Origin of the sequence: Clostridium felsineum DSM 794, from assembly GCF_002006355.2 — a bacterium.
In the GTDB taxonomy this organism is placed as follows: Bacteria; Bacillota; Clostridia; order Clostridiales; family Clostridiaceae; genus Clostridium_S; species Clostridium_S felsineum.
In genome coordinates this window covers 798,832-825,105 of sequence record NZ_CP096980.1, presented here as the reverse complement: position 1 = coordinate 825,105, position 26,274 = coordinate 798,832, and the positions used below count along the sequence as shown (strand labels likewise).

Genomic DNA, 26,274 nt, shown 5'->3' with positions numbered 1-26,274 from the left:
TTACCAATTTCTAATTATTTTTTATTTATATTATGCTTGTTCTTCTGCTTCCTTTTTATCTTTAATTGCACTTAAAAGATAAGCGAAATTTGATAAAGGAGCTTTGAAACTTCCAAGTAATTTTGCAATAAGAACTTCTTTTGATGGAACAGAAGCAAGTTCTTTAACTTTATTAACATCAAATACTTCACCTTGAACATATCCTGCAATTAATTCTAAAGCTTTATGATTTTTTGCAAAATCATTTGTTATTCTTGCAGGAGCTGTAGGATCATCATAACTCATAGCTACAGCTATTGGTCCTTCGAAATATTGAGCAATTCCTTCATATCCTAATTCTTGTATAGCACGTATAGCTAAAGAATTCTTATATACTCTATATTCAACACCTGCTTCTCTTAACGCTTTTCTAAGTTCTGTGTCTTCTTCAACGTTTAAGCCTTGGTATTTAACCATTATTATAGCTTCGGCTTTTCCCATCTTTTCTTTTATCTCTGCTATTTTTTGTTCTTTTAATTGTCTATTATTATTTACCACTTCAACAAACACCTCCTCAGTAAAAACTGACTTTATAATAAAACTAAAGGTCCCTCCGTAGCCGTACGAAGAGACCATATATTTTCATATATATTGGAATCCTCGGTAGGTTGGTTATCCGTTACGCTTTCGCACCTACTTTCTACGGAGTATTTACATATTTAATTATATAAATTCAAAACTAATCTAACACTTTAACTGGGTTTATCTTTATTCCAGGACCCATTGTGCTTGATAAAGCTACTGATTTTATATATTGTCCTTTAGCTGAAGCTGGTTTAGCTTTTACTATTGCATCCATTAATGCATGGAAGTTTTGATTTAACTTTTCTGCACCAAATGAACTCTTTCCTACTGGAACGTGAATTATAGCAGTTTTATCTACTCTGTATTCAACTTTACCAGCTTTGATTTCTGTTAATGCTTTTGCTACATCAAATGTAACTGTACCTGATTTAGGATTTGGCATTAAACCTTTTGGTCCAAGTACTCTTCCTAATCTTCCTACTACACCCATCATATCTGGAGTAGCTACAACGACATCAAAATCAAACCAATTTTCGCTTTGTATTTTTGTTGCTAATTCTTCTGCTCCTACATAATCAGCGCCTGCTGCTTCTGCTTCTTTAGCTTTATCGCCTTTAGCAAAAACTAAAACTCTTACTTTTTTACCAGTTCCATTAGGTAAAATAACAACACCTCTTACTTGTTGGTCTGCATGTCTTGGATCTACTCCAAGTCTTACAGCAAGTTCTACTGTTTCATCAAATTTAGCTTTAGATGTCTTTACAACTAAATCTAATGCTTCATCTGGAGTATAAAGAGTGTTCTTATCTACTAATTTTGCACTTTCGATATACTTCTTGCCCATTTAAAATCCTCCTTTGTGGTAATAACGGTTTTACCTCCCACTATTTTAAAAACTAATCTACTACTTCTACACCCATACTTCTAGCTGTTCCAGCTATCATGCTCATTGCAGATTCTAAAGATGCTGCATTTAAGTCTGGCATTTTAGTTTGTGCTATTTCCTTAACTTGTTCTTTAGTTATTTTACCAACCTTAGTTTTGTTAGGAACGCCTGAACCACTTTCAATACCAGCTGCTTTCTTTATTAAAACTGCTGCAGGAGGAGTCTTAAGTATAAAACTAAAAGATCTATCCTGATAAACTGTAATTACAACTGGGATAGTGAATCCAGCTTGATTAGCAGTCTTAGCATTGTATTCTTTACAGAATGCCATGATATTTACACCATGCTGTCCTAATGCTGGACCAACTGGTGGTGCTGGAGTTGCTTTTCCTGCAGGTAATTGTAGTTTTATTAAACCTACTACTTTCTTTGCCATGAAACTTACACCTCCTATAAGGTATTTTACCTTACTAATCTAGTTTTTCTATTTGATTAAAATCAAGCTCAACAGGAGTTTCCCTGCCAAACATATTAACTAAGCCTTTTAATTTGCCTTTTTCTAAATTAATCTCTTGGATAAGAGCAACTTGATCTACAAGTGGGCCCATAATAACTTTTACACTTTCGCCAACAACAACATCTATGCTAGCTACTTTTTCCTTTATTCCCATTGCTCCAACTTCCTCATCTGTAAGAGGAACTGGTTTAGATCCTGGTCCAACAAATCCTGTACATCCTCTTGTATTTCTAACAACATACCAAGATTCATCAGTCATTATCATTTTTATAAGCACATAACTTGGAAATACTTTTTTTAAAGTTACCTTTTTCTTGCCATCTTTTTCTTCTACTTCTTCTTGAAGTGGAACTTGAATATCCAAGATTAAATTTTGCAAATTTCTGTTTTCAATGGTTTTTTCAATGTTTGCCTTTACTTTATTCTCGTAACCGGAATATGTATGTACGACATACCATTTAGCTTTTTCACTCATAATTTTATGGAACAGAATTTTTTTCTGAACCCATAACCTCCCTTACATCTTACTTAAAGATCACCTTAAAGAGGTTATTAAAACCAAAATCCATTATTGCTACCACTATGATATACACAGCGCAAAAAGTTATCACTGCTATCGTGGTTTTTTTAAGAGTTTCTTTCGAAGGCCATGTGATTCTATGAGTTTCAGCCCCCAAATCTTTAAAAAATCCAACAAAACCTTTTAATGGTGATTTTTCCACATTTCTATTTTTTACATTAGCAGCCATTTTTATTCACATCCTATTTATGAAATTACGGCCTGATATGCTATTTTGTCTCTTTATGAAGTGTATGTTTGTGGCAAAATGGACAATATTTTTTCATTTCTAATCTATCTGGATCATTTTTCTTATTTTTCATTGTGTTGTAATTCCTTTGTTTGCACTCTGTGCAAGCTAGTGTTAGTTTTACTCTCACAATCTACACCTCCCAATTTTAAAGAAAATTTCCTATGCCTTGCTAAAATACGCACTACCTCAATATATTATCACAATTATTGCAACATGTCAAACACATATCAAGGACTCATTTGTTATTTTTTCGACTTTATTTTTTAATATTAATCCCCTACATAAAGGGACTGGGTTTGTCACCCAGTCTGCTTACACATATAGGAAAACAATTTACAGTATACTATTCAATGATGCTAGTAACAACTCCTGAGCCAACTGTTCTTCCGCCTTCTCTGATTGCGAATCTTAAGTTGTCTCCCATTGCTACTTTTGTTATTAATTCAACTGTCATATCTATGTGGTCTCCTGGCATTACCATTTCTACTCCATCTGGTAATTGGATTGATCCTGTTACGTCTGTTGTTCTGAAGTAGAATTGTGGTCTATATCCGTTGAAGAATGGTGTATGTCTTCCGCCTTCTTCTTTCTTTAATACGTATACTTGACCTACGAACTTATTATGTGGAGTTATTGAACCTGGTTTTGCTAATACCTGACCTCTTTCGATGTCTTCTCTTTGTACTCCTCTTAATAATGCTCCGATATTATCTCCTGCTAATGCACTATCAAGTATCTTTCTGAACATTTCTACGCCTGTTACTACTACTTTTGTTATTTCGTCTTTCATTCCAACGATTTCTACTTCGTCTCCAACCTTTAACATTCCAGTTTCAACTCTTCCTGTTGCAACTGTTCCTCTTCCTGTTATTGTGAAAACATCTTCGATTGGCATTAAGAATGCTTTATCTGTTGGTCTTTCTGGTGTTGGGATGTATGCATCAACTTCTGCCATTAAGTCTTTTATTGGTTTTACTGCTTCTGCATCATCTGGGTTTTGTAATGCTTTTAACGCACTTCCTACTACGATTGGTGTATCGTCTCCTGGGAATCCGTATTCGCTTAATAATTCTCTTACTTCCATTTCTACTAAGTCGATTAATTCTGCATCATCTACTTGGTCTGCTTTATTTAAGAATACTACTATATATTCAACACCAACTCTTGATGCTAATAGTATGTGCTCTCTTGTTTGTGGCATTGGACCATCTGCTGCACTTACTACTAGGATAGCTCCATCCATTTGTGCTGCTCCTGTTATCATGTTCTTTACATAGTCAGCATGTCCTGGACAGTCTACGTGAGCATAGTGTCTGTTTTCTGTTTCATACTCAACGTGTGCTGTATTGATTGTTATTCCTCTTTCTTTTTCTTCTGGTGCTTTATCAATCTCTTCATAGTTAAAAGCTTTTGCTTTTCCCTCTTTTGCTAATATTGTTGTAATTGCTGCTGTTAATGTTGTTTTACCGTGATCTACGTGTCCTATTGTTCCTATGTTTACATGTGGTTTCGTTCTTTCAAATTTTTCCTTTGCCATTTCTATTTCCTCCTTAATACTTATGGTAAACAATTAATATTTATTGTATTACACCACAATTAGTAATGTATTAAAAATTTTTATTATAGAACACCTTCTTTAATATTCATAACGAATACGGCAGAAAGCAAAACATTAAAAACATGACGAAACTTAATCCATTCATGTAAACTGTTCCTGGTGTGTTCTATTCAATAAGTTTTCTGGAGCCCACGACCAGATTTGAACTGGCGACCTCCACCTTACCAAGGTGACGCTCTACCTACTGAGCCACATGGGCAACTTTATTGGAGCGGGAAACGGGTATCGAACCCGCGACACCCAGCTTGGGAAGCTAGTGCTCTACCACTGAGCTATTCCCGCACATTATTATAATGCTCAAAGTTATAAGCTATATACCAATTATTAATTTTACTATCAACAATTTTCTTTGTCAATATATTTTATCTTTTTTCCAAACACTTTTCCAATTTTCTTTTAACTCTTTGTAATGCATTATCTATAGATTTAGAACATCTATCCAAATCTTTAGCTATTTCCTGATAAGATTTTCCCTCTAAATAAGATTGCAAAACCTCTATTTCCAAACTTGAAAGTACTCTAAGCATATTTTTTCTTATTTTAGCCACTTCTTCTTTGCTTATAATAAGTTCCTCTGGATCCGATACTTCAACACTTGATACTACGTCAAACAGCGTTCTATCCGAATCTTCATCATATATAGGCTTATTTAAAGAAACATATGTATTCAGAGGTATATGTTTTTGTCTAGTTGCTGTTTTTATTGCTGTAATAATCTGTCTAGTTATACAAAGCTCTGCAAAAGCTTTAAAAGAAGCTAATTTACTAGGTTTAAAGTCCCTTATAGCTTTATACAACCCTATCATTCCTTCTTGACATATATCCTCTTTATCTGCACCAATTAAAAAATATGATTTTGCCTTTGCTTTCACAAAATTATAATACTTATTAATCAAATATTCTTGTGATTTTTCATCTCCAAGTTTTGCCATCATCACTATTTCTTCGTCTAACTTCTCATCAAAATTAATTTCCATACTTCTAGCTATCTCATTTTCCACTAGTATCCCCCCTATGTAACCCATAAAACAATTATACAATAACAATATTTTCCAAGTCAATGCTTTTAAAGATTTTTTCTTATTTTATCTAATTTTTCCATTATTTTTTTGTCTATTCTATCTTCTAAACGATTATATTTTTTCTCACTGCTTATTTTTTCAGCTTTTTTACTTATTTTAGCTCGAATTTTTTTCACATCATTGTAGAACTCTATAGAAGACATTCTTGTAGATCCTCTTTGAAAAACAACCTGCTGTTCTAAATTATCGGACGTAACTACACAAACTTCAGATTTTCTTCCAATTTTATTTACATATCTTTCAATAAAACTATCTGCCGTTTCACCAGATTTTGTGTATACTATAGTGAATTTATCATACATTTTTATTTTTTCTCCAATATTACCTTGCATATGATGAGCATCAAAAACCACTATAATCTTACAATTTGTAAATTCTCCATATTCTATTAAGACTTCTATAAGTCTATCTCTTGCACTTTCTAAGCTCACATCATCCTTAATGATATTAAGCTCTCCCCAACTATTTATAACATTGTATCCATCTACAAGGATAGTTTTCACTTTACTATCCTCTTTTTACAATTCTTTGTTTTAAAATTTCATACATAACAACGCCTGCTGCTACAGATGCATTTAGAGAATTCACTTTACCTACCATAGGAATTTTTACAAGTACATCACATTTCTGTTTTGTAAGTTTTGAAATTCCTTTTCCCTCACTACCTATTACAAGAGCTAAAGCCCCAGTCATATTCTGATTAAAGCAGTAATTCTCTCCATCAATTTCAGCACCATAAACCCAAATTCCCTCTTTTTTAAGTTTATCTATAGCAAGGTTTATATTACTTACTTTGGCTATTTTTACGTATTTAACTGCACCAGCAGAAGTTTTGTATACAGTTGGGGTTACGCCTACATTTCTTCTCTTAGGTATTATAATTCCATGTACTCCGCAAAGTTCAGCTGTTCTTATTATTGAACCTAAATTATGTGGATCCTCTATTTCGTCTAGAATCAATACAAATGGATCTTCATTTTTTTCTCTTGCGCTTGAAAGTATGTCCTCTACATCGTAATAATGATATGGTGTGGAAATAGCTATTACACCCTGATGTACACCACCGCCAGACATTTTATCTAGCTTTTTTCTATCTACGTACTTAACAGGTATGCCCTTTTCTTTTGCCTTGGCAAGCACTACATTTATTGATCCTTCATTTTTTCCACTAGAAACTAGAATTTGTTCTATTGTTGAATCTGATTTTAATGCCTCAATTACAGCATTTCTACCTTCAATTAAATCTTCTCTTTCTTTATTATCCATATTTCCTCCAAAATACATATTTTAAGCAAATTTATTTTTCATAATCATTTGTTTTCCACAAGTGAATTTTCCCTCTTTGCACTTTCCAAATACACAAGATGGAAGTGCTTTCTTGTATAATACTTCAGATAACTTTCTTAATTCTTGTAGTTTTTTTGTTGAAAGCTCTCTTATTTCCCATTGAGCATTAAAGCATATTCTATCCGCTAACATTTGACAATCCACCCTAGCATTTGTTGATATAACAAGCTTTACTTGATCACAATTAAGAAGAAAATTCAAGGCTTTAGCCTCACCATATTCTTTGAGTATATATTTTCTAAACTCTTTGAATTTATCTGTTAAAGCAACAAATCTATCATAAAATTCAGATTTCCTAATAGTATTTGGAATCACTACTTTTCTTGTGTCATTTTCTATTATATTCAATAGCTCTTCTCTGTAATTCTCAGACAATCTGTGTCGTATTTGTTGGTGATACGTTACCATACTGCACATCATCCCAAAGTTGGTTCTTGCTTGCTCTGCTATACTTTCATGTCCATAGCCTAGCACTCTTTCAGAAACACCCTTGGCCTTTTCATTAGCATTATCTCCCCATAATTTCATAACACTTGAAGGAGTTTTTGCATTTGTACTGGTTATCGCACCAAGTCCAACTTTTAAATCCAAATCCTGAAAATTATTTAATAAAATTATATTATCATATTCACTAATTTTATCAAATGCAGATTTATAAAAGTTTTCAATATGTTTACGATTATAACCATTTTCTACCTTGGACAATAGCTTTGAAAGGTTACTTGGAAGCTTTCTTAAAATATTTTCATTTATATCCTCGAAAATATTTTCGTAATTTTTGTCGTTAAACAAATAAAACAAATCGACAAGTTTTTCACCATTCATTGCAATACTTACATTAGTTTTACAAGCTAACGGGAGTATATATCTAGCATCCTCAATAGGTATTCCATGCAAATAGTTCTCTGCCTTTGGTCTTCCCTTGAATTCTCCTTCTTTTAATTTCGACATGTCTTCATATAATTCAAAGGCTTCCTTCAATAACTTTTCTGCTTCCAATTTATCTTCCTTCTCTAGCTTTGGAAGGTCAAAAGAATCTTCTTTAAGGGTTACATATCTTTGACTTTGCTGAACATATGAGGCTTTAAGTTCACATATCAAGGTACTTTGAAGTCTGTTTATTCCTTCTAATACAAAAGAAATATTAGCATACTTTAAAATTTCTCTTAATGCGTTATCATTTATATTTTCAGTATTTTCATTTAGTAATATTCCTTCTATTTCATTTAATCCTGTTTGTTCAAAATTAGTTATATTCAATTTATTATCACCCTCTGCTATTTTCTTTTATTTCTACAACTTTTTCTAATATAACATTGAGTCTTTCAATCTGATTTGTTAGATAAAGATATCCTATTAAAGCCTCAAATCCAGTCGACATTCTATACTCACATATGTCGGCATTTTTAGGTGAAGTAGCTGATTTTGCATTTCTCCCGCGCTTATATATTCTTTCTTCCTCTTCACTTAATTCATTATAAATTTCTTTCATAAATGTGCTTTGTGCATGTGCTTTTACAAATTGAATTGCTTTAATATGAAGCTTGTGTACAGTCATATCTTGATACTTATCAACTATGTATATTCTAACAAAATTTTCATAAACAGCATCCCCAACAAAAGCTAATACTAATGGGTTAAGCTGTGAAGCTCTAGTTTTATCAAATTTTTTATTTAGTATATTAAAATCCATTAAGGCATCTCCTATTTATTTGAAGCTATATTCAAACATTATTTTTATAACTGACTCTATAGAAAACAAAAAAATATTAGTTATTCCCATGTTTCCTATATTTAAAACAAATTTATTATATCATATAAAAATTAATTTTACGCAAAAAGTATACATTTTTACTCCTGCTTAATAAAAAAATTAAGAGCCGCTGTAAAACGACTCTTAAACTTATAGCACCTTATTAATCTCAGAAATAAAATCATTTATTTTATGGAATTTTTCTTCTTTACTTATATCTTCCTCAACTATTTTCATAACAGCACTTCCAATAATAACGCCATCAAAATATTCTTTAAGTTCTTTTGCCATATCTGGTGTCGATATACCGAATCCAACACATTTAGGAGTCTGGGATGCCTTAGAAACTATATCTGCATATGCTTCTATATTTGAATTTAGAGCATTTCTAACACCTGTAACCCCATTGGTTGAAACACAGTATATAAATCCCTTGGCGCCATCGACTATTTTACTTATTCTCTCCTCTGATGTAGGCGCTACAAGAGGTATTATATAAAACTCATACTTATCGCCTATAGCTGTTACATTTTCTCTTTCTTCAAGAGGTAAATCAGGTATTATCATTCCATCTACTCCAGCTTCTTTAGCCTCCGTAATAAACTTCTCAATTCCATACTTAAAAACACATCCAAAGTATCCCATATATACTATAGGTATCTCTACCTTTTTTCTTATATCCTTTACAATCTTCATTATATCTTTTATTTTTAATCCATTTTTCAAAGCAGTTGATGAAGCCATTTGTATAACCGGGCCATCTGCCACTGGATCTGAGTATGGTATACCGAGTTCTACTAAATCAGCCCCTGCCTTTTCCATTTCAATCACCACTTCTTTAGTTGTTTCAACATCTGGATACCCGCTTGTAATAAAGGTTATCATTGCCTTCTTATTTCTATCTTTTAATTCTTTAAATTTCGAATCAATTCTATTTGACATTTTATAATTCCTCCATATTCTTCATTACAGTATTTACATCTTTATCTCCTCTACCTGAGAGATTTATTATAACAACCTTATCCTTTGACAATGTAGGTGCTAACTTCATGGCATACGCTACTGCGTGTGAACTTTCAAGTGCCGGTATTATTCCCTCGGTTTCTGATAAGTATAAAAATGCATCTAAAGCTTCCTTATCAGTTACTGATTTATACTCGGCCCTTTCAGTTTCTTTTAAAAATGAGTGCTGTGGTCCTACTCCCGGATAATCAAGGCCTGCCGACACAGAATATGCTGGTGTTATCTGTCCATCCTCATCTTGGAGCACATACGTCATCATTCCATGTATTATACCAACACTGCCCTTTGTAAGTGTAGCCGCATGCATTGTGGTTTCAATACCTAAACCAGCTGCTTCAACTCCTACAAGTTTTACTGAAGTATCTTTTATAAAAGGGTAAAATATACCCATAGAGTTACTTCCTCCACCTACACAGGCAACAACATAGTCTGGCAATTTGTCTTCTGCTTCTATCATTTGTCTTCTAGCCTCTTCCCCTATAATTTTTTGAAAATCCTTTACTATAGTTGGATATGGATGTGGTCCCATTACTGAACCTATTACATAATAAGTATTATCTATATTCGTAACCCAATCTCTCATTGCCGCATTTATTGCATCCTTAAGAGTGTTTGTTCCTGACTTCACAGAGTTAACCTTAGCACCTAATATCTTCATTCTAAACACATTAAGTGCCTGTCTTTCTACGTCTTCTGCTCCCATGAACACTTCACATTCTAGGCCAAATAATGCTGCTGCAGTGGCTGTTGCAACACCATGTTGCCCTGCTCCTGTTTCAGCTATAACTCTTTTTTTACCCATTTTCTTTGCTAATAGTACTTGTCCTAATGCATTGTTTAGCTTATGTGAACCTGTATGGTTTAAATCCTCCCTTTTAAGATATATTTTTGCTCCCCCTAGCTTTTTTGTCATATTTTCAGCAAAATAAAGAGGTGTTTCTCTCCCTACGTATTTTTCAAGATAATATCTATACTCTTTCATAAATTCCTCATCTTTTATTGCCTTATTAAACTCTTCTTCAAGTTCATTTACTGCATTCATTAAAGTTTCAGGAACATATTGTCCCCCAAATATTCCAAACCTTCCATTCATTTAAAATTCCTCACTTTCAATATAAATTTTTTTATTTTTTCTTCATCCTTAAAGCCATCTGTTTCTACACCACTTGAAACATCTACACAAAAAGGATTTAAAGTTTTTATACATTCATTAACATTGTCTATATTTAAACCTCCTGCTACAATAATTGGCTTTTTTATATTACTTTCATACTCCTTTAATAACTTCCAATCAAATACCCTTCCGTTTCCTCCTCTATTAGCACCATCTATGCTGTCAACTATAAAACCACTTACTTCATAATTTTTCAATTTGTCTCTATCTTCTTTTGAACTTATATTTACAGCCTTCCATACATTAATACCCCTTAATTTTTCTATATACTTAGAGTCTTCATCGCCATGAAGTTGTACTATATCTAATTTAGCTTTAAGCACTATTTCTTTGAGCCTCTTTATATCTTCATTCACAAACACTCCAATTTTTTTAATATTAGGCATAAGCTTTTCACCTAATACACTTGCAATATAAGCATCCACTTGACGCTTACTTTTAGCAAACACAAATCCTATATAATCTGGTTGATATTTATTTACAATTTCTATATCCTTTTCTCTCCTTATTCCACATATTTTAACCTTAACCATTTCTCTTTGCCTTCTTTAAAAAATCGTTTATGTAACTCAAGCTGTCAATATTTCTCATAAAGGTTTCTCCTATTAAAACTGCATCTACACCAATTGATTTCAAGTACAATATATCCTCTGGAGTTTTTATTGAGCTTTCCGAAACTATTGTTATGTCCTTAGGTATATATTTCATAAGTTTTTCTGTGTTCTTAATATCTGTAGAAAAATCCCTTAAATCTCTATTATTTATGCCTATTATGCTGCAACCAAGCTCTCCTGCTATTTTTGCTTCTTCTTCATTATGAACCTCTGTTATAGCATCAAGTCCTAATTCTAAGGTTTTATTATAAAAGTACCTTAGTTTATCCTTTAAGACTGCTGCTATAAGAAGAACTGCATCTGCACCTATTAATTTTGCTTCATAAAGCTGATATTCATCTATTATAAAATCCTTCCTAAGTATAGGTTTAGAATTAATCTTTTTCACTTCGTTGATATACTCATTTTTTCCCAGGAAATATTTCTTTTCTGTTAAAATCGACACAGCATCTATGTCTATCTTTTCATAAATTTCTCCTATATCTAAAGGATTAAAATCCTCTCTTATTACCCCCTTAGAAGGTGATGCTTTCTTTATCTCTGCTATTATTGATATATTTTCTTTTTTTAATGCTTTTTTAAAATCTCTTTTCTTTAAATTTAAAGTCTTAAGTTCAGCTTTTATCTGTTCTAAACTAAGTACTTTTTTATCCTCTATAAGCTGAAGCTTTTTATCATAAACAATATCATCAAGTATCAAGTAAATCTCCTCCTATTTAAGTTCCTCATATTTTCTAAGTGCTGCGCCACTATCTATAAGTTTTTCAGCCATCTTTGTACCATCCTTTAGACTTTCACAAACTTTTCCTACATAAAGTGCCGCTGCTGTATTAAGCACAACTATATCTCTTTTATGTCCCTTTTCACCTTTTAATATATTAATTATTATTTCAGCATTCTCTTTTGGTGTTCCTCCACTTATATCTTCAATTATTGAACGCTTAATACCAAAATCTTCAGGTCTTATTATATAATCTTTTATCTTTCCCTCTTTTATTTCACTTATAAAAGTAAAGCCTGTTGTAGTTATCTCATCCAAACCATCACAACCATTTAATACTAATGCTCTTTCACGTCCAAATTTAAGAAGTACTTCTGCTATAGGATGAGCTAATTTTTGATCAAAAACTCCAAGAACCTGTCCTTTTATGTTGCAAGGATTAGTAAGAGGACCTAACAAATTAAATATAGTTTTGAAACCAAGTGATTTTCTTACTCCTGCAACATTTTTCATTGCTTTGTGATAACTTTGAGCAAATATAAATGCCATTCCTTTTTCCCTAATCCCTTCCTCAACCTCTTCTGGTTCTAATTCTATATTTATTCCAAGCTCTTTGAGTACATCTGCACTGCCACTTTTACTTGATCCAGCTCTATTGCCATGCTTAGCTATTTTAACACCACCTGCTGCTGCAATTATACTAGCACAGGTTGATACATTGAAGGTTTTTCCACCATCTCCACCTGTTCCGCAGGTATCTATTGTGTATAAGTCATCAACCTGAATCTTTGGTGCATGATCTTTCATAGCCTTAGCACAGCCTAATATCTCTTCTACTTCTTCTCCCTTCATTCTAAAAGCTGTCAAAAACGCTGCTATATCTATTTCACTCTCTCGGCCTTCCATGATTTCATTTACCGCATCATAAGCTTCTGCTTCACTTAAATTATCAAATTGTATAATTTTTTTAACAGCATCCTTTAACATTACAAATTCCCCCTAAAAAGTTTCTTATTATTTTTCTGCCTTCTTCAGTAAAATAGGATTCCGGATGGAATTGAATTCCATATATTTTGTATTTTTTATGTTTTACTGCCATTATAATTCCATCATTAGTTTCAGCTGTTACAGTTAATTCACTACTCAAGGTAGCCTTTTCAGCAATTAGAGAATGATATCTCATAACCTTTAAAGGATTTTTTACTCCCTCAAAAATATCTTTAGCATCATGCTTTATTACAGAAGTTTTGCCATGCATAATTGTAGGTGCTCCAATTACTCTGCCAGAGAAAGCTTGTGCTATGGATTGATGTCCAAGACAAATTCCCAAAATGGGTATATCCTTCCCTAATTTTTCAACCACCTCTACAGAAATTCCGGCCTCACTAGGATTGCCTGGTCCCGGAGATATTATTATGCCTTCTGGTTTCATTTCTCTTATCCCTTCTATAGAAATCTCATCATTTCTAACTACCTCTACATTTTTGTATATTTCGCCTACATATTGATACAAGTTATACGTAAAAGAATCATAATTATCTATTATTAAAATCATTTATATCACTTCCTTAAGAATTTTAGATTTATTCATGCTCTCTTCAAACTCATTTTCTGGAATGGAATCATACACAACTCCACCACCAGCCTGTGCATAGGCTTTTCCTCCCTTTATAACAAGCGTTCTTATAGCAATACATGTATCCATATTTCCATCATAAGAGAAGTATCCTACTGCACCTGCATAGCAGCCTCTTTTAGTGTTTTCAAGCTCATCTATTATTTCCATAGCTCTTATTTTAGGTGCCCCAGATACCGTACCCGCAGGAAGACACGATTTTAATGCTTCAAAGCAGTCATATTCCTTTTTAAGAGTTCCTGAAACTTTAGACACTATGTGCATAACATGTGAATACAATTCAATTTCCATGAACTTATCCACATTAACTGTGCCAAACTCACTTATTTTTCCTATATCGTTTCTCGCTAAATCTAAAAGCATCGAATGTTCTGCTATTTCCTTTTCATCATTTATAAGTTCATTTTTAAGTCTTATATCCTCTTCTTCATCTTTTCCTCTAGGCCTTGTCCCTGCTATTGGATTAGTTATTACTGTATCATCAAACACGCATACCAAGCTTTCAGGTGATGAACCTGTAATTTGAAATTCTCCAAAATCTATATAAAAAAGATATGGTGATGGATTTTTACTTCTGAGCCTTCTATACACATTAAATGGTTTTTCTTTTATATCCATTGAAAATCTTTGAGAGGGAACCATTTGAAAAATATCTCCTTTAACTATGTATTCCTGTGCTTTTTTTACCATTTCACAAAATTCATCCTTAGTAAAATTAGAGGTTATATTAGCTGGAGTTTTACTTTCCGGAAGTTCATGCATTTCTTTATTGTTTTTTAAATTTTCACTTAATTCAAAAAATTCTTTCTTTATTTCTTCATAGGTTTTATTATCATCTTCAAAAACATTGTAAATATAAACAACATTGTTTTTTACGTGATCATAACAAATAATTATTTTATAAAACATTAGAATAGCTTCTGGAATGTTTAAATCATCCTTATTATTACCTGATATTTTCTCATACTGCTTTATCACATCATATCCTACATACCCAACTCCTCCGCCCGAAAACGAATATTTATTTTTTTCTATTTTCCCTTCTTCAGTAAACCTTCTTGCAACCTCTAAAAATCTATCTTTTACCTTTTCAATACGCTCATTTTTACAAATTTCAGTATAATTACTATACCCTTTTATTACTGCATAAGGCTTCGCACCTATAAAAGAATATTTTCCATTTGTTCTAGAAAATAAGTTACTCTCAAGCAAAAATTTTTTCTCACCCTTAATATTATAAAAAATAGATATTGGAGTTAATTCATCTCCATTTTCCTCATATATGACTTGAAAGGCTTTTCCCATTCTTTTTTTAGCCTCAAACTGCTCCTTTGAAATATTACACATAATGCACGCTCCTATTCTTTTCGAATATTAAAAATTTTCAAATTATTATGTTTTTACAAATCTATGAGTTAAGAATCTACAATTCTAAATTTAATTAAACGCAAAAAAACCACTTCATCCTAATATGGGACGAAGTGGTCCGTGGTGCCACCCATTTTAATCTAAGTAAATAAATAATAGATTATCTCTCTCAGATACGGAAATATATAATTTCGATATCCTGTCCTTTTAACGGTAGACTTTCCGAATGTCGCTACTAAAAACTTTCACAACATCGTCTCATAGATCCATTCACTACAAGCTACAGTACCGGCTCACACTAACCCGACTCGCTTAAACTAATTTCTTATAGCTACTACTTCTATTCACAGACTTGTATCAACTAAATTTTAAAGTAATTATATAATATTCAGAATATATTGTCAACAAAAATTTAAAATGTATATTAAACTAAGACATTAAAACTATGGTTCTTATTACCTTTAACTCTTCATTGCTTCTATTTATTATAAATACTTCAATTTTAGCATCATTTTTTTCGTAATCTATATAAAATAAATCTTTTTCATCTAACTTAAACTCTTTATCTTGAAATTTAACTTCAGCTTTTCCATTTAAAAAATAAAAACTTTCCATTACCTTACCTAAACTCTTATTTTCTACTTTAATTTTGCTAAAAGGTTCAACTGATATTAAATTTATATCTCCGCTACAAGCACTAGAGGTCATCAAATTAAAATCCGAGGCTTTTCCATAGCTTTTAGTTTCAAAATCTCCCATAAAACTATCCTTATCAAAGGGCTTTAAAACTATCTTATATTTTCCGGAGTGTTCTAAAATTGTCTCTCCTTCTGTAACCATTAATTTTCTTGCAAATCCAGGGAGACTTGTAAAATTAGACTCAAGTACATCCACAGTAGCCGCACTTATTCTCCACATAAAGTTTCTATCATTATACTTTGAAGTTGTAGGATAGATATATAATTCTGTGGTTTTTCCACCTGACCACTCTGACACATTGTAGTTTTCTTTTTTTATTATTTCTACATTCATTTTATTACCTTCTATCTTTTATTCAAAATCACATTCCTTTAAAGAAACTATCTTTGTTTTATGCATTTTTTTATATGCAAAATAGAAGCATATAAATAACGGAATACTTCCATAATTAGTTATGAAATCAAACCAACTAAAGGCTTTTGCCTGGAAAATCCATATATTAGCCCCAAACAATACAATAGTACAAAGAATCATTGCAAATATAGGCCCAAAAGGATACCATAAAGCTTTATATTTTAGGTCCTCAACCTTGTTTCCTTGCATAACATATGCTTTTCTAAATCTATAGTGACAAATTGCTATTCCCAACCAGGTTATAAAGGTTGTTATTCCAGATAAATTATAAAGGATAGAATAAATTTTACCGTCTCCTATAAGCGATGCTAAAAATGCTGATGATGCTATAACTGATGTGAAAATAAGTGCATTTAATGGTACTCCTCTTTTATTTAATTTACCCAAAACTTTTGGTGCTTTTCCCTCTTTAGCCATAGCAAAAAGCATACGTGAACCTGCATAAAGTCCTGAATTACCACAAGAAAGCACAGATGTTAATATAACTGCATTCATTACTGACGCTGCAAAAGCAATTCCTGATCTTTGAAATACTATAGTAAATGGACTATAAGCTATATCTGAAACACCATTTTTCAGTAAATTAGGATCATTAAATGGAATGATAAATCCAATAACAATAATTGCACCTATATAGAAAATAAGTATTCTCCAAAACACTGAATTTATCGCTTTCGGTACGTCTTTTTCAGGATTCTCAGATTCTCCTGCTGCCAAACCAACTACTTCTGTACCTGCAAAAGAAAAACCCGCTGTTAAAAAACTCATAAGTATTGCGATTCCCCCGCCTACAAATGGTGCTGAATTACCCTTTCCATCCTTAAGTACCCAGTTATGAAAGCCTACACTATGTCCCCCCATTATTCCAAATATTATAAGTATACCAGCTACAAGAAATACAATAATTGTTATAACCTTTATGCTTGCAAACCAGTATTCTCCTTCACCGTAGGCCTTTGCTGATAATAGATTTAATCCAAATAGAATCACTAAGAATCCTATACTCCAAATAGTTGTTCCCGTATTCGGTAACCAAAATTTAATAACCAGCCCCGCAGCAACTAATTCTGCTGCAACAGTAATTGCCCAGTTAAACCAATAATTCCATCCTAAAGCAAACCCTAATGCCGGATCAACAAATTTTGATGCATAAGTTTCAAATGAACCAGAGTTTGGCAGCATTGTTGCCATTTCTCCTAATGATGTCATTAAAAAATATACAAGTATCCCCATAATAGCATAGGCTGCAATTGCACCACCTGGCCCTGCTGTACTTATTGTATTTCCGCTAGTAAAAAATAATCCCGTTCCAATTGATCCTCCAATGGCAATCATGTTCATATGACGTGTTTTTAAACTTCTTTTTAATTCACTAGGTTGATCTTCTCTTGCTTTTATAGCCACTAAAATTGCCCCCTTCTTTTGTTTTTATATAAACTATGTATTCTATAAATATTTTTTCAATTTATCGTGTTAAAGTGCTAAGGTATTAAATCACTAAGGTATTATAACACATATAGGCATGTTTGAAAACATACTAGATATAAATTGGAAAGGGAAAATTCCCTTCCAATTTTATTTAACTACCTTTCCATTCTTTATTACGATATCTACTATATTTACACCGGTATTATAAACAAGGTATTTAAAATCCGGATATTTTAATATAACTAAATCTGCAGCTTTTCCTTTTTCAATACTTCCTACTCTGTCTGCCCTGTTAAGTGCTGCCGCCCCATTTAAAGTAAAGGCTGTTATAGCCTCCTCAGCTGTCATACTCATGTGTATACAAGCTAGTGCAAACATTAACGGCACCGAATTAGTAAAGCAGCTTCCAGGATTAAAATCACTAGCTAAAGCCACACTACAACCGCTGTCAATCATCTTTCTAGCATTAGCATAAGGTTTGTTTAAGCAAAAAGCAGTTGAGGGAAGAAGTGTTGCAACAACTTTATTTTCATAAAGACTTTTTATCCCTGGGTCTGATGCACATAAAAGATGGTCTGCTGACACTGCCTTAAGCTTTCCTGCAAGCTCAGCACCACCAAGACTTACAATTTCATCAGCATGAATTTTTGCTACAAAACCCATTTCTTTTGCTTTACTTAAAAGTTTCTCTGACAACTCTATAGATATTACATCATCTTCACAGAATACATCACAAAATTCTGCAAGTTCTTTTTCTTTAACTACTGGCAAAACCTTATCTATTATAAAATCTATGTATTCTTCATTTCTTCCTTCATACTCTAACGGAACCGCATGAGCTCCTAAAAATGTACTAGCTATATCTACATAGTGCTCTTCATTTAATTTTTTCATTACCTCAAGCTGTCTTATTTCTGTATCTAAGTCTAAGCCATATCCACTTTTTCCTTCTACAGTTGTTATTCCAAACTGAAGCATTGAATTCAGTCGTTCATAACCTACTTTATATAATTCTCCAAAAGAACTTTTTCGAGTAGCGTTAACGGTATTTTGTATACCACCTTTAGCTCTCATTATATCCATATAACTTGCGCCATTTAATCTCATAAAGAATTCCTCTGGTCTGTAGCCCCCAAAAATAAAATGGGTATGAGAGTCTACAAAACCAGGAAGAATACATTTATTATGAGCATCAATAACTTCAAATTCATCTAAATTATACTTTTTTAAAACCTCTTCTGTTGTACAAACTTCCTCAATTATTCCATTTTTTATTACAACTGCTCCATTTTTTATTACCTTAAGATTGTTCATTTGTGAACCAAATTTTGCAGTATTTCCAATAGGTGTTGCAATTTCACTAGAATTTAAAATCACTATATTTTTCATAATTAACATTACCTACTTAATTTTCTTTATAAGATTTTCATCAACTACATATGGTATTGTCACTTGGTTTTCACCTTTATATCTTTCGTTAAATTCAATAGCTGTCTCTATAGAATGCTCATTCCTAGCCCAGCTTCTTCTTGCAACACCGCCCATAACATCCCAAAGGATTGCGCTTTTTATTATTTCATCTATTCTTTCGCTTCCATCAAGTACAAGACCAAAACCACCATTTATAGATTTTCCTATACCAACACCGCCGCCATTATGAAGGGCAACTAAACTCATTCCTCTTGCTGCGTTTCCTGCATAACATTGAATAGCCATATCAGCCATTACATTACTTCCATCTTTTATGTTTGCAGTTTCTCTAAATGGTGAATCTGTTCCACTTACATCATGATGATCTCTTCCTATCATAACTGGTCCTACTTCACCATTTCTAACCATTTCGTTAAACTTAAGCGCTATGTCCTTTCTTCCTTCAGCATCTTGATAAAGAATTCTAGCCTTAGTTCCAACTACTAATTTGTTTTCTTCAGCGTCTCTTATCCAGTTGTAATTATCTCTATCTTGATATCTTCTGTTTGGATCTATGCATTCCATTGCTGCATGGTCTGTCTTTATTAAATCTTCATCTGTTCCACTTAAACATACCCATCTGAATGGTCCATAACCATAATCAAATAATTGTGGTCCCATGATATCCTCTACATATGATGGAAGTACGAATCCATCCTTATCATCTACTCCATTTTTAGATATTTCCTTTACTCCAGCATCATAAACTGCCTTTAAGAAAGAGTTACCATAATCAAAGAAATAAGTACCTTTGTTGCAGCAAGCCTTAATAAGTTCATAGTGATGTCTTAAACTCTTATCTACAAGCTCCTTAAACTTTTCTCTGTCTTTGCTTAAAAGTTCTGTTCTTTCTTCAAATGTAAGTCCCTGTGGACAGTATCCTCCATCATAAACAGCATGACAAGAGGTTTGGTCTGACATTAATTCAACCTTTATATCATTTTTAACTACATATTCAAGTAAATCAACTATATTTCCGTGATATGCAATTGATATAGCTGTTTTGTTTTCTATGTGCTCATGAACTACTCTAAATATTTCGTCTAAATCTGAAGACTGCATTCCTACCCAACCTTGGTCTAGTCTTGTTTTTATTCTTGATTCATCTACCTCTGCAACAATTCCAACTCCGTTTGATATTTCAACAGCTTTTGGTTGAGCACCACTCATTCCCCCAAGACCTGAAGTTATGAATAAATGTCCTCTTAAATCTCCGTCGTTTGGAATTCCAAGCTTCATTCGTCCCGCATTTAAAAGAGTGTTATAAGTTCCGTGAACTATTCCTTGAGGTCCTATATACATCCAACCACCAGCTGTCATTTGTCCATAGTTTGCAACTCCCATTTGTTCTGCAACTTCCCAATCATCTAAGTTGTCAAACATTCCAACCATAAGCGCATTAGTTATTATAACTCTAGGTGCATTTTCTCTTGTTCTAAATAAACCTAGTGGATGCCCTGATTCAACTACTAAAGTTTGGTCTTTTTCCATTACCTCAAGATATTTTTTTATAAGTCTATACTGCATCCAGTTTTGACACACACTTCCTGTCTCACCGTAAGTAACTAATTCATATGGATATAAAGCCACCTCAAAATCTAGATTATTTTCTATCATAACCTGAAAAGCCTTACCCTCTATGCATTTACCCTTGTATTCATCTATTGGTTTTCCGTAAATTCTTCCCTCTGGTCTAAATCTATATCCATAAATTCTTCCTCTTGTTTTTAACTCCTCTAAGAATTCTGGTATTAGCTTTTCATGATATTTAGGATTAATGTATCTAAGTGCATTTTTAAGAGCAGTTTCTGTTTGAGCTTCATTTAAAGTATATCCTCTATCTGGTGCTCTTCTAATTCCTTCTTGAAATTTAGGCATCTTAGGTAATTCATCATCTAATTTTATGTCCATTGATACTTTTGCTTTTTCATTAAAATTCATTTTCCTACCTCCAACTTTCATCAAAATTTAATAATGCATTTATAAGAGCTTCTACTCCTATCTCAATTTCTTCATATGAAGTGTATTCTTCAGGGCAATGACTTTTCCCATCTTTACTTGGTACAAAAATCATACCAACTGGTGCAATTTCATATATATGATTAGCATCATGCCCTGCTCCACTTGGGAGATACATGGTTTCTGCTGCCTTATCACAGCTTTTCTTTAAAACTTCTTTTATTTTTTCATCTATAATTACAGAACTTGATTTCGATATGTTATCAAATTTAATATTTATATTTCTCTTCTCTGATAACCCTTGAGCTTCATAAATAAATTCAGCTGTAATTTCATCTATAACTTCATTATGAAGAGCTCTAACCTCAAACTCGAATTCACATTTTCCTGGTATTACATTTGATGCATTAGGTTCTACATTTAATTTTCCAACAGTTCCAACTACATCATCGCTATTTTTTTCCATGCATATATGCTGAAGCTTTAATATAAGTTCACTTGTAAAGGTTAGTGCATCATATCTCATGTTCATTGGCGTTGTACCTGCATGATTAGCCTCACCTGTAACTATTACTTTATATCTATGAATTCCGACAATTCCTGTGACAACTCCCAGTGGACACTTTTTTTTATCTAAAACAGGTCCAAGCTCATTGTGTAATTCAAGATACAAAGCCACACTTCCCTTTTTTCTAGAAAGTTTTTTTATTTCCTTATGGTTTCCGCCTAAATCATCAATAGCATGAGAAAGCACTCTTCCTAAGCTATCCTTTCTTTGAAGCATTTCTTCAGATAAGCCACCTATCATTCCCTTACTGCCTATAGTTGATAATCCAAATTCACTTGGTTCTTCTGATGTAAAATCAACTATCTCCAATGGATGTCTAAGTTTTATTCCCTTTTCCTTAAGAATTCTAACAACCTCTATACCACCCAAAACTCCTATAGTTCCATCATACATACCGCCATTTTCTACGGTATCTGTATGAGAACCTATCATTATTGGCTTTAAGCTTTCATCAGTTCCTTTTAGCCTTCCAATAATATTTGCAGCGGCATCCACAGAGGTTTTAAGTCCTGCTGCCTCCATTTTTTCTCTGAGCCATACTCTTGCTTCTTTATATTCTTTTGTAAAGCCTCTTCTCGTATGTCCAAGTTTACTATTATCTATGAACGAAGCTATTTTTTCTATATCCTCTTTTAACCTATCCAAATTAGGTTTAATATTTTCCATCTTCACACCTCTTTACCTAAAAAAGAGCTAATTTTATTTTTCAAGTTTACTCATTAATTTTTGAACATCCTTAACTATTTTGCTTTCAGAAACAGTTAATATTTCACCTTTTCTAACTCTTTCTTTTCCATCAACTACAACATGATCAATAGCACATGGCTGCATTGAATAAACTATGTTAGGCATAATTTGTTCACCTGAATTAAATATTGGCTGCATTGACATGTCATTTTTATTAATTCCAACGAAATCTGCTTTATAACCTTTTTCAATTTTTCCAACAGGAAGCTGAAGTATTTTTCCTCCAATTTCTGTTCCCATAGAAAATACATCCTTATAGTTAACGCATAAGGAATCTAGCTTTGTAACCTTTTGAAGCAGTGCACACATTCTCATTTCTTCAAATATGCTTATTCTATTATTGCTGCAGGCTCCATCTGACCCAAAACCTATTTCAACTCCAGCTTTCATCATTGCTGGAATATCAGTTACTCCATCTGCTAAAAACATGTTACTTGAAGGACAATAGGCAAGCTTAGCTTTGTTATCTCCCATTAACTTTATTTCGGTATCATTAAGCCATACGCAGTGGATTCCAACCATACTTTTATCAAGTACACCTATTTTGTTTAAAAGCTCAACAGGTCTTAAACCAAATTCCTTCTGTACCTGCTCAACTTCAAAAGGCTCCTCTGCTATGTGTATATGATAATTTGTGCCAAGTTCTTTTGCCAGTTTATGTCCTGCTTTAACCATATCTACTGATGCTGCATGCAGACTGTGTGGCGCTGGAACTATTTTTACCATGTCATTTCCTTGATACTTTACTGCTAAGTTCTTAACATTTTTTACAGCTTCGTCTATTGTTTCAACGTATCCCTTTGGTGCTCCATCCCAATCATACATTGTTCTAGCAAGCACTAATCTAATACCTACATCTTTAGCTGCTTTAATAATTGCCTCATCACTCTCTACTCCATCATTGTGTACATAAAAGAAATCACTTACTGAAGTAACACCATACTTAAGCATTTCTCCAAAGGCAAATACTGCACCAGTATATAAATCCTCAGCGGATAACTTAGGAGAAAATGCATAAAGTGATTTATCCCTCCACTCTAAAAATGGTTTATCTGCTGCAATTCCACGAAGTAAGCTTTGAAATGAATGGTTATGTATATTTGTTGTACCTGGAACCATTATATTTTCATTCCACTCTACAACTTCTGCATCCTTATATTTTGATAAAAGCTCTTCAAAAGAAGTAACTTCTAATATCTCTCCGTTTTCTTCTAAAACACCTTTTTCCTCTTGAAAATTGTCTTCATAATATACAATAGATGGTTTATAAATTTTTTTCATTTTATTAACTCCTTGTATTTTTATAGTAAATGTTACTCTCATTTTCAAATTTCTCTAACTTATCAATCCTTTTACTGAGTCCCTCGATTCCATTTGCTACATCCCTTAAAAGCAAATTTATAAATAAAATAGGTGTACTATAAATATCAAATATCGATGAAGTTGTTATAGGAATGTTTATAACTGGATCTGCTAAGCTAGTAACCGGAGATATAATACTATCGGTTATAGCGGTGATAGAGAAACCTTCTCTTTTTAATATTTCCAACTTTTTTATTAAATCATTAGGGTATCTTGGAAACATTATTGTAAGTATTAAAGTTTTCTCTTTATCTCTAAGTTCTAGGGTGTTCCAAAGTGGACTGTCTGGGGTTACCATAACTACATTATTTCTTATTTTATTTAAAATGTAGCTTGTATAAGGAAGTAATGTTGCTGACATTCTAGAGGATACTATTACTAATTCTTCTGCTGATATGATTTTTTCTACGAGTTTTTGATATGCTTCTTGATTTAATATTTCTTCAAGCTCATCTATATTGTTGTGTTCCATATTGAGTGTACTTGCCAAATTATTATTATGAGATGTATATTGTAATCTTTGAGGTGCTGTTATCTCTTCTCTAACAAATTGTTGTAGATTATGTAAAAAGTCATTGTAGCCTCTATAACCAAGAGCGCTGCAAAATCTCGAAACACTTCCTTGACTAACTTCAGATTCGCTTGCCACCTCAGATGCTGTCATAAATATAATATGCTTATAATTCTTTTCAATATAATAAGCTAATTTTTCATAAGTAACAGAACTTTTTGATATTTCAAACATTTTTTGCTTGAGTTCATCAAGTTCTTTGATATTAGATTTAAACTCCATATTCGACTTCCTTCCATGTATACTTTGGAAACCTTTAAAAACAATTTATAACATTAAGAATGATGATATTATTCATAACTTTTATTTTGTGAATGCCTTTATTTAAATATATTATTTTGTTTAATATTTGTCAATACATTTTATTAATTTAATATATTTTACGTGTATACGATAATATATTATCAAAATTTATATATTAAAAGTCAATTAATCTGCAACTATACAGTATTGTATAATTCTTATATAATATACTTAATTTATTAATAATGTTGGTGAACTATGAGAAATAAAAAATCACAAAATTATATTATGTTATTTTTAATTTTAGCTTTTGCTCTTCCACTTATTTGCGTAATTTTAATAAGAAGCTTTAATGTATTTAAACTTGGAATATTTAACTTCACTTTGTATGGAATTGAAGCAGCTACGCCAAGTATTGCAGCTTTACTTACAATTGCAATTTTAGATAATTATATAGATTTGAAATTATTTTTAAAGAAATGCTATATTCATAATATAAAATTTCAATATTTATTAATTGCTATAATATTTCCTTTAACATTAATCACTCTTACGAAAATAACATCACTTATTTTTGTAAAAACTTCTTTTATAACAGCTGTAACATCAAAAAAGCTAATAATAGCCCTATGGTCTTTGATTTCTGAAGAGATTGGCTGGAGAGGATTTCTTCAAGAAAAGTTATCTAAAAATTATAGTCCTTTAAAGACATCTATAATTGTTGGTATTGTGTGGTCGTTATGGCACTACCATTTCTTCCTACTCGGCACTATATCTGCACCTATAATTTTATTTGTTATCGGGTGTATGACCGATAGTATTTGTTATTATTGGATTACAGTAAAATCAAAGAACAATATTATCCCTGCTTCTATATGGCATTGTATAGAAAATTTATGTTTTTACCTATTTACAATAACTCCGCAATACATAAAAGGAAATTTAGAACCTTATTCGATATATATAATTTATTCAATTGTCATGGCTATAATTATCAACCATAAGAATTTACACGAAACAAAACTAATATAAAAAACTGTAGATAAATTTGTTATACTTATCAAACCTATCTACAGTTTTCTATCTACTACATTCTTTTTTATTTAGTATATCTTATTTTTCTTATTATATACGCCATGTTTTGTCCTAAATTTTTCATGTTGAGAATACCTTCCTCATCATCTAGAACATCCCCTATGTCTTTTCCATAAGCCATATTCCAATAAGTAGATCCTACGACAATAACCTCTTTATTTAATAAAAAATGATTCAATGTATCTACTGCAGTCATTCCACCTCCACGCCGAACTGCCACTACAGAAGCACCTACTTTATACTTTAACATTCCAGGATTTGTTGCAACAATAACTCCTGCACGCTCAATAAAAGCTTTCATTTTAGAAGATATATCTGCAGAATAAACTGGTGAACCAAGAATAATTCCATCTGCATCTACAATTTTATTAAAGCATTCATTAAAATCATCATTACCTATTACACATTTTTTATTTCCTTTACAAGCAAAGCAACCCTTACAACTTTTAATTTCTTTATTAAACAATTGTATTAACTCAGTTTCAACACCTTGCTTTTTCAATTCTTCAAATACTTTTTCTATCAATATCGCTGTATTTCCATCCTTACGTGAACTCCCGTTTATGCCTATAACCTTCATATAAAAAACCTCCTATTAAAAAT

The 26,274-nt window shown here is 32.3% G+C and carries 28 protein-coding genes, 2 tRNA genes and 2 other annotated features; of the genes, 1 reads left to right on the top strand and 29 read right to left on the bottom strand.

Going from position 1 to position 26,274, the window contains the following annotated elements; translation table 11 throughout:
* Positions 1–30 precede the first annotated feature (30 nt).
* From rplJ to CLFE_RS03740, 28 genes are all read right to left on the bottom strand, one after another.
* Positions 31–537, bottom strand: a complete 507-nt coding sequence (gene rplJ, locus CLFE_RS03875) for a 50S ribosomal protein L10 (RefSeq protein WP_077835876.1) — start codon at positions 535–537, stop codon at positions 31–33.
* Between the two features lie 34 nt (positions 538–571).
* Positions 572–703: a sequence feature (ribosomal protein L10 leader region), on the bottom strand.
* A gap of 15 nt (positions 704–718) precedes the next feature.
* Positions 719–1,408: a 50S ribosomal protein L1 gene (gene rplA / locus CLFE_RS03870; protein WP_077835875.1), complete on the bottom strand. Its 690-nt coding sequence runs from the start codon at positions 1,406–1,408 to the stop codon at positions 719–721.
* Between the two features lie 52 nt (positions 1,409–1,460).
* Positions 1,461–1,886: a 50S ribosomal protein L11 gene (gene rplK / locus CLFE_RS03865; protein ID WP_077835874.1), complete on the bottom strand. Its 426-nt coding sequence runs from the start codon at positions 1,884–1,886 to the stop codon at positions 1,461–1,463.
* Positions 1,887–1,920: 34 nt separating this feature from the next.
* Complete coding sequence (gene nusG / locus CLFE_RS03860) at positions 1,921–2,442, bottom strand: transcription termination/antitermination protein NusG (RefSeq protein ID WP_077835873.1); 522 nt, start codon at positions 2,440–2,442, stop codon at positions 1,921–1,923.
* 49 nt (positions 2,443–2,491) lie between these two features.
* Positions 2,492–2,716, bottom strand: a complete 225-nt coding sequence (secE, locus tag CLFE_RS03855) for a preprotein translocase subunit SecE (RefSeq protein ID WP_176091660.1) — start codon at positions 2,714–2,716, stop codon at positions 2,492–2,494.
* 40 nt (positions 2,717–2,756) lie between these two features.
* The gene (rpmG, locus tag CLFE_RS03850; protein WP_013913658.1) at positions 2,757–2,906 is read right to left on the bottom strand and encodes a 50S ribosomal protein L33; all 150 of its coding nucleotides are present in this window, start codon (positions 2,904–2,906) and stop codon (positions 2,757–2,759) included.
* A 216-nt stretch (positions 2,907–3,122) separates the two neighbouring features.
* Entirely contained in the window at positions 3,123–4,316 is a 1,194-nt protein-coding gene (tuf, locus tag CLFE_RS03845; RefSeq protein ID WP_077836261.1) for an elongation factor Tu, read from the bottom strand.
* A gap of 204 nt (positions 4,317–4,520) precedes the next feature.
* A tRNA-Thr gene (locus CLFE_RS03840) sits at positions 4,521–4,596 on the bottom strand.
* 8 nt (positions 4,597–4,604) lie between these two features.
* Positions 4,605–4,679, bottom strand: a tRNA-Gly gene (locus CLFE_RS03835).
* An 80-nt stretch (positions 4,680–4,759) separates the two neighbouring features.
* A complete protein-coding gene (gene sigH / locus CLFE_RS03830; RefSeq protein ID WP_179117047.1) occupies positions 4,760–5,374 on the bottom strand; it encodes an RNA polymerase sporulation sigma factor SigH in 615 nt (204 codons plus the stop codon).
* Positions 5,375–5,463: 89 nt separating this feature from the next.
* Positions 5,464–5,982: an NYN domain-containing protein gene (locus tag CLFE_RS03825; protein ID WP_077833947.1), complete on the bottom strand. Its 519-nt coding sequence runs from the start codon at positions 5,980–5,982 to the stop codon at positions 5,464–5,466.
* A 4-nt stretch (positions 5,983–5,986) separates the two neighbouring features.
* Positions 5,987–6,745 carry a 23S rRNA (guanosine(2251)-2'-O)-methyltransferase RlmB gene (gene rlmB, locus CLFE_RS03820; protein WP_077892358.1) on the bottom strand — a complete coding sequence of 253 codons (759 nt, stop codon included), beginning with the start codon at positions 6,743–6,745 and terminating at the stop codon, positions 5,987–5,989.
* Between the two features lie 21 nt (positions 6,746–6,766).
* Positions 6,767–8,086 (bottom strand): FAD-dependent thymidylate synthase, encoded by a 1,320-nt coding sequence (locus CLFE_RS03815; protein WP_077833949.1) that lies wholly within the window; start codon positions 8,084–8,086, stop codon positions 6,767–6,769.
* Positions 8,087–8,093: 7 nt separating this feature from the next.
* Positions 8,094–8,519, bottom strand: a complete 426-nt coding sequence (locus tag CLFE_RS03810; RefSeq protein ID WP_077833950.1) for a Mini-ribonuclease 3 — start codon at positions 8,517–8,519, stop codon at positions 8,094–8,096.
* Between the two features lie 210 nt (positions 8,520–8,729).
* Complete coding sequence (gene trpA, locus CLFE_RS03805; protein WP_077892357.1) at positions 8,730–9,521, bottom strand: tryptophan synthase subunit alpha; 792 nt, start codon at positions 9,519–9,521, stop codon at positions 8,730–8,732.
* A gap of 1 nt (position 9,522) precedes the next feature.
* The gene (trpB, locus tag CLFE_RS03800; RefSeq protein WP_077852017.1) at positions 9,523–10,695 is read right to left on the bottom strand and encodes a tryptophan synthase subunit beta; all 1,173 of its coding nucleotides are present in this window, start codon (positions 10,693–10,695) and stop codon (positions 9,523–9,525) included.
* Entirely contained in the window at positions 10,692–11,309 is a 618-nt protein-coding gene (locus tag CLFE_RS03795; protein WP_077892356.1) for a phosphoribosylanthranilate isomerase, read from the bottom strand. The genes trpB and CLFE_RS03795 overlap by 4 nt, the downstream gene beginning before the upstream one ends.
* Positions 11,302–12,090: an indole-3-glycerol phosphate synthase TrpC gene (gene trpC / locus CLFE_RS03790; RefSeq protein ID WP_077892355.1), complete on the bottom strand. Its 789-nt coding sequence runs from the start codon at positions 12,088–12,090 to the stop codon at positions 11,302–11,304. Before trpC ends, CLFE_RS03795 begins: the two co-directional genes overlap by 8 nt.
* A 12-nt stretch (positions 12,091–12,102) precedes the next feature.
* Positions 12,103–13,098 carry an anthranilate phosphoribosyltransferase gene (trpD, locus tag CLFE_RS03785; RefSeq protein ID WP_077892354.1) on the bottom strand — a complete coding sequence of 332 codons (996 nt, stop codon included), beginning with the start codon at positions 13,096–13,098 and terminating at the stop codon, positions 12,103–12,105.
* Complete coding sequence (locus CLFE_RS03780; protein WP_077892353.1) at positions 13,079–13,666, bottom strand: anthranilate synthase component II; 588 nt, start codon at positions 13,664–13,666, stop codon at positions 13,079–13,081. The genes trpD and CLFE_RS03780 overlap by 20 nt, the downstream gene beginning before the upstream one ends.
* Entirely contained in the window at positions 13,667–15,094 is a 1,428-nt protein-coding gene (gene trpE, locus CLFE_RS03775; RefSeq protein ID WP_077892352.1) for an anthranilate synthase component I, read from the bottom strand.
* A gap of 122 nt (positions 15,095–15,216) precedes the next feature.
* Positions 15,217–15,472 (bottom strand) — a binding site (T-box leader).
* Positions 15,473–15,544: 72 nt separating this feature from the next.
* Entirely contained in the window at positions 15,545–16,147 is a 603-nt protein-coding gene (locus CLFE_RS03770; RefSeq protein ID WP_077892351.1) for a HutD family protein, read from the bottom strand.
* An 18-nt stretch (positions 16,148–16,165) separates the two neighbouring features.
* Complete coding sequence (locus tag CLFE_RS03765) at positions 16,166–17,569, bottom strand: amino acid permease (RefSeq protein WP_242951560.1); 1,404 nt, start codon at positions 17,567–17,569, stop codon at positions 16,166–16,168.
* 234 nt (positions 17,570–17,803) lie between these two features.
* Positions 17,804–19,045 (bottom strand): imidazolonepropionase, encoded by a 1,242-nt coding sequence (hutI, locus tag CLFE_RS03760; protein WP_077892349.1) that lies wholly within the window; start codon positions 19,043–19,045, stop codon positions 17,804–17,806.
* 12 nt (positions 19,046–19,057) lie between these two features.
* Complete coding sequence (hutU, locus tag CLFE_RS03755) at positions 19,058–21,067, bottom strand: urocanate hydratase (protein WP_077852022.1); 2,010 nt, start codon at positions 21,065–21,067, stop codon at positions 19,058–19,060.
* 4 nt (positions 21,068–21,071) lie between these two features.
* The gene (gene ertE / locus CLFE_RS03750; RefSeq protein WP_077892348.1) at positions 21,072–22,319 is read right to left on the bottom strand and encodes an N-carbamyl-l-glutamate amidohydrolase ErtE; all 1,248 of its coding nucleotides are present in this window, start codon (positions 22,317–22,319) and stop codon (positions 21,072–21,074) included.
* A 33-nt stretch (positions 22,320–22,352) separates the two neighbouring features.
* Positions 22,353–23,681 (bottom strand): amidohydrolase family protein, encoded by a 1,329-nt coding sequence (locus CLFE_RS03745; RefSeq protein ID WP_077892547.1) that lies wholly within the window; start codon positions 23,679–23,681, stop codon positions 22,353–22,355.
* Positions 23,682–23,685: 4 nt separating this feature from the next.
* Entirely contained in the window at positions 23,686–24,555 is an 870-nt protein-coding gene (locus CLFE_RS03740; protein WP_077833963.1) for a MurR/RpiR family transcriptional regulator, read from the bottom strand.
* Positions 24,556–24,834: 279 nt separating this feature from the next.
* Here CLFE_RS03740 and CLFE_RS03735 point away from each other — a divergent pair, with 279 nt between their 5' ends.
* Positions 24,835–25,608 (top strand): CPBP family intramembrane glutamic endopeptidase, encoded by a 774-nt coding sequence (locus CLFE_RS03735; RefSeq protein ID WP_077892347.1) that lies wholly within the window; start codon positions 24,835–24,837, stop codon positions 25,606–25,608.
* Between the two features lie 67 nt (positions 25,609–25,675).
* On the opposite strand, the gene CLFE_RS03730 is transcribed toward CLFE_RS03735, so the two are convergent.
* Entirely contained in the window at positions 25,676–26,251 is a 576-nt protein-coding gene (locus tag CLFE_RS03730; RefSeq protein ID WP_077892346.1) for a flavodoxin family protein, read from the bottom strand.
* Positions 26,252–26,274 lie beyond the last annotated feature (23 nt).

Coding starts and splice junctions, on each gene's coding strand:
- rplA (WP_077835875.1), bottom strand. CDS start 1,408: ATGGGCAAGAAGTATATCGAAAGTGCAAAATTAGTAGATAAGAACACT.
- rplK (WP_077835874.1), bottom strand. CDS start 1,886: ATGGCAAAGAAAGTAGTAGGTTTAATAAAACTACAATTACCTGCAGGA.
- nusG (WP_077835873.1), bottom strand. CDS start 2,442: ATGAGTGAAAAAGCTAAATGGTATGTCGTACATACATATTCCGGTTAC.
- secE (WP_176091660.1), bottom strand. CDS start 2,716: ATGGCTGCTAATGTAAAAAATAGAAATGTGGAAAAATCACCATTAAAA.
- tuf (WP_077836261.1), bottom strand. CDS start 4,316: ATGGCAAAGGAAAAATTTGAAAGAACGAAACCACATGTAAACATAGGA.
- sigH (WP_179117047.1), bottom strand. CDS start 5,374: ATGGAAATTAATTTTGATGAGAAGTTAGACGAAGAAATAGTGATGATG.
- rlmB (WP_077892358.1), bottom strand. CDS start 6,745: ATGGATAATAAAGAAAGAGAAGATTTAATTGAAGGTAGAAATGCTGTA.
- CLFE_RS03810 (WP_077833950.1), bottom strand. CDS start 8,519: ATGGATTTTAATATACTAAATAAAAAATTTGATAAAACTAGAGCTTCA.
- trpA (WP_077892357.1), bottom strand. CDS start 9,521: ATGTCAAATAGAATTGATTCGAAATTTAAAGAATTAAAAGATAGAAAT.
- trpB (WP_077852017.1), bottom strand. CDS start 10,695: ATGAATGGAAGGTTTGGAATATTTGGGGGACAATATGTTCCTGAAACT.
- CLFE_RS03795 (WP_077892356.1), bottom strand. CDS start 11,309: ATGGTTAAGGTTAAAATATGTGGAATAAGGAGAGAAAAGGATATAGAA.
- trpD (WP_077892354.1), bottom strand. CDS start 13,098: ATGTTAAAGGATGCTGTTAAAAAAATTATACAATTTGATAATTTAAGT.
- CLFE_RS03780 (WP_077892353.1), bottom strand. CDS start 13,666: ATGATTTTAATAATAGATAATTATGATTCTTTTACGTATAACTTGTAT.
- trpE (WP_077892352.1), bottom strand. CDS start 15,094: ATGTGTAATATTTCAAAGGAGCAGTTTGAGGCTAAAAAAAGAATGGGA.
- CLFE_RS03770 (WP_077892351.1), bottom strand. CDS start 16,147: ATGAATGTAGAAATAATAAAAAAAGAAAACTACAATGTGTCAGAGTGG.
- CLFE_RS03765 (WP_242951560.1), bottom strand. CDS start 17,569: ATGAACATGATTGCCATTGGAGGATCAATTGGAACGGGATTATTTTTT.
- hutI (WP_077892349.1), bottom strand. CDS start 19,045: ATGAAAAATATAGTGATTTTAAATTCTAGTGAAATTGCAACACCTATT.
- hutU (WP_077852022.1), bottom strand. CDS start 21,067: ATGAATTTTAATGAAAAAGCAAAAGTATCAATGGACATAAAATTAGAT.
- ertE (WP_077892348.1), bottom strand. CDS start 22,319: ATGGAAAATATTAAACCTAATTTGGATAGGTTAAAAGAGGATATAGAA.
- CLFE_RS03745 (WP_077892547.1), bottom strand. CDS start 23,681: ATGAAAAAAATTTATAAACCATCTATTGTATATTATGAAGACAATTTT.
- CLFE_RS03740 (WP_077833963.1), bottom strand. CDS start 24,555: ATGGAGTTTAAATCTAATATCAAAGAACTTGATGAACTCAAGCAAAAA.
- CLFE_RS03735 (WP_077892347.1), top strand. CDS start 24,835: ATGAGAAATAAAAAATCACAAAATTATATTATGTTATTTTTAATTTTA.
- CLFE_RS03730 (WP_077892346.1), bottom strand. CDS start 26,251: ATGAAGGTTATAGGCATAAACGGGAGTTCACGTAAGGATGGAAATACA.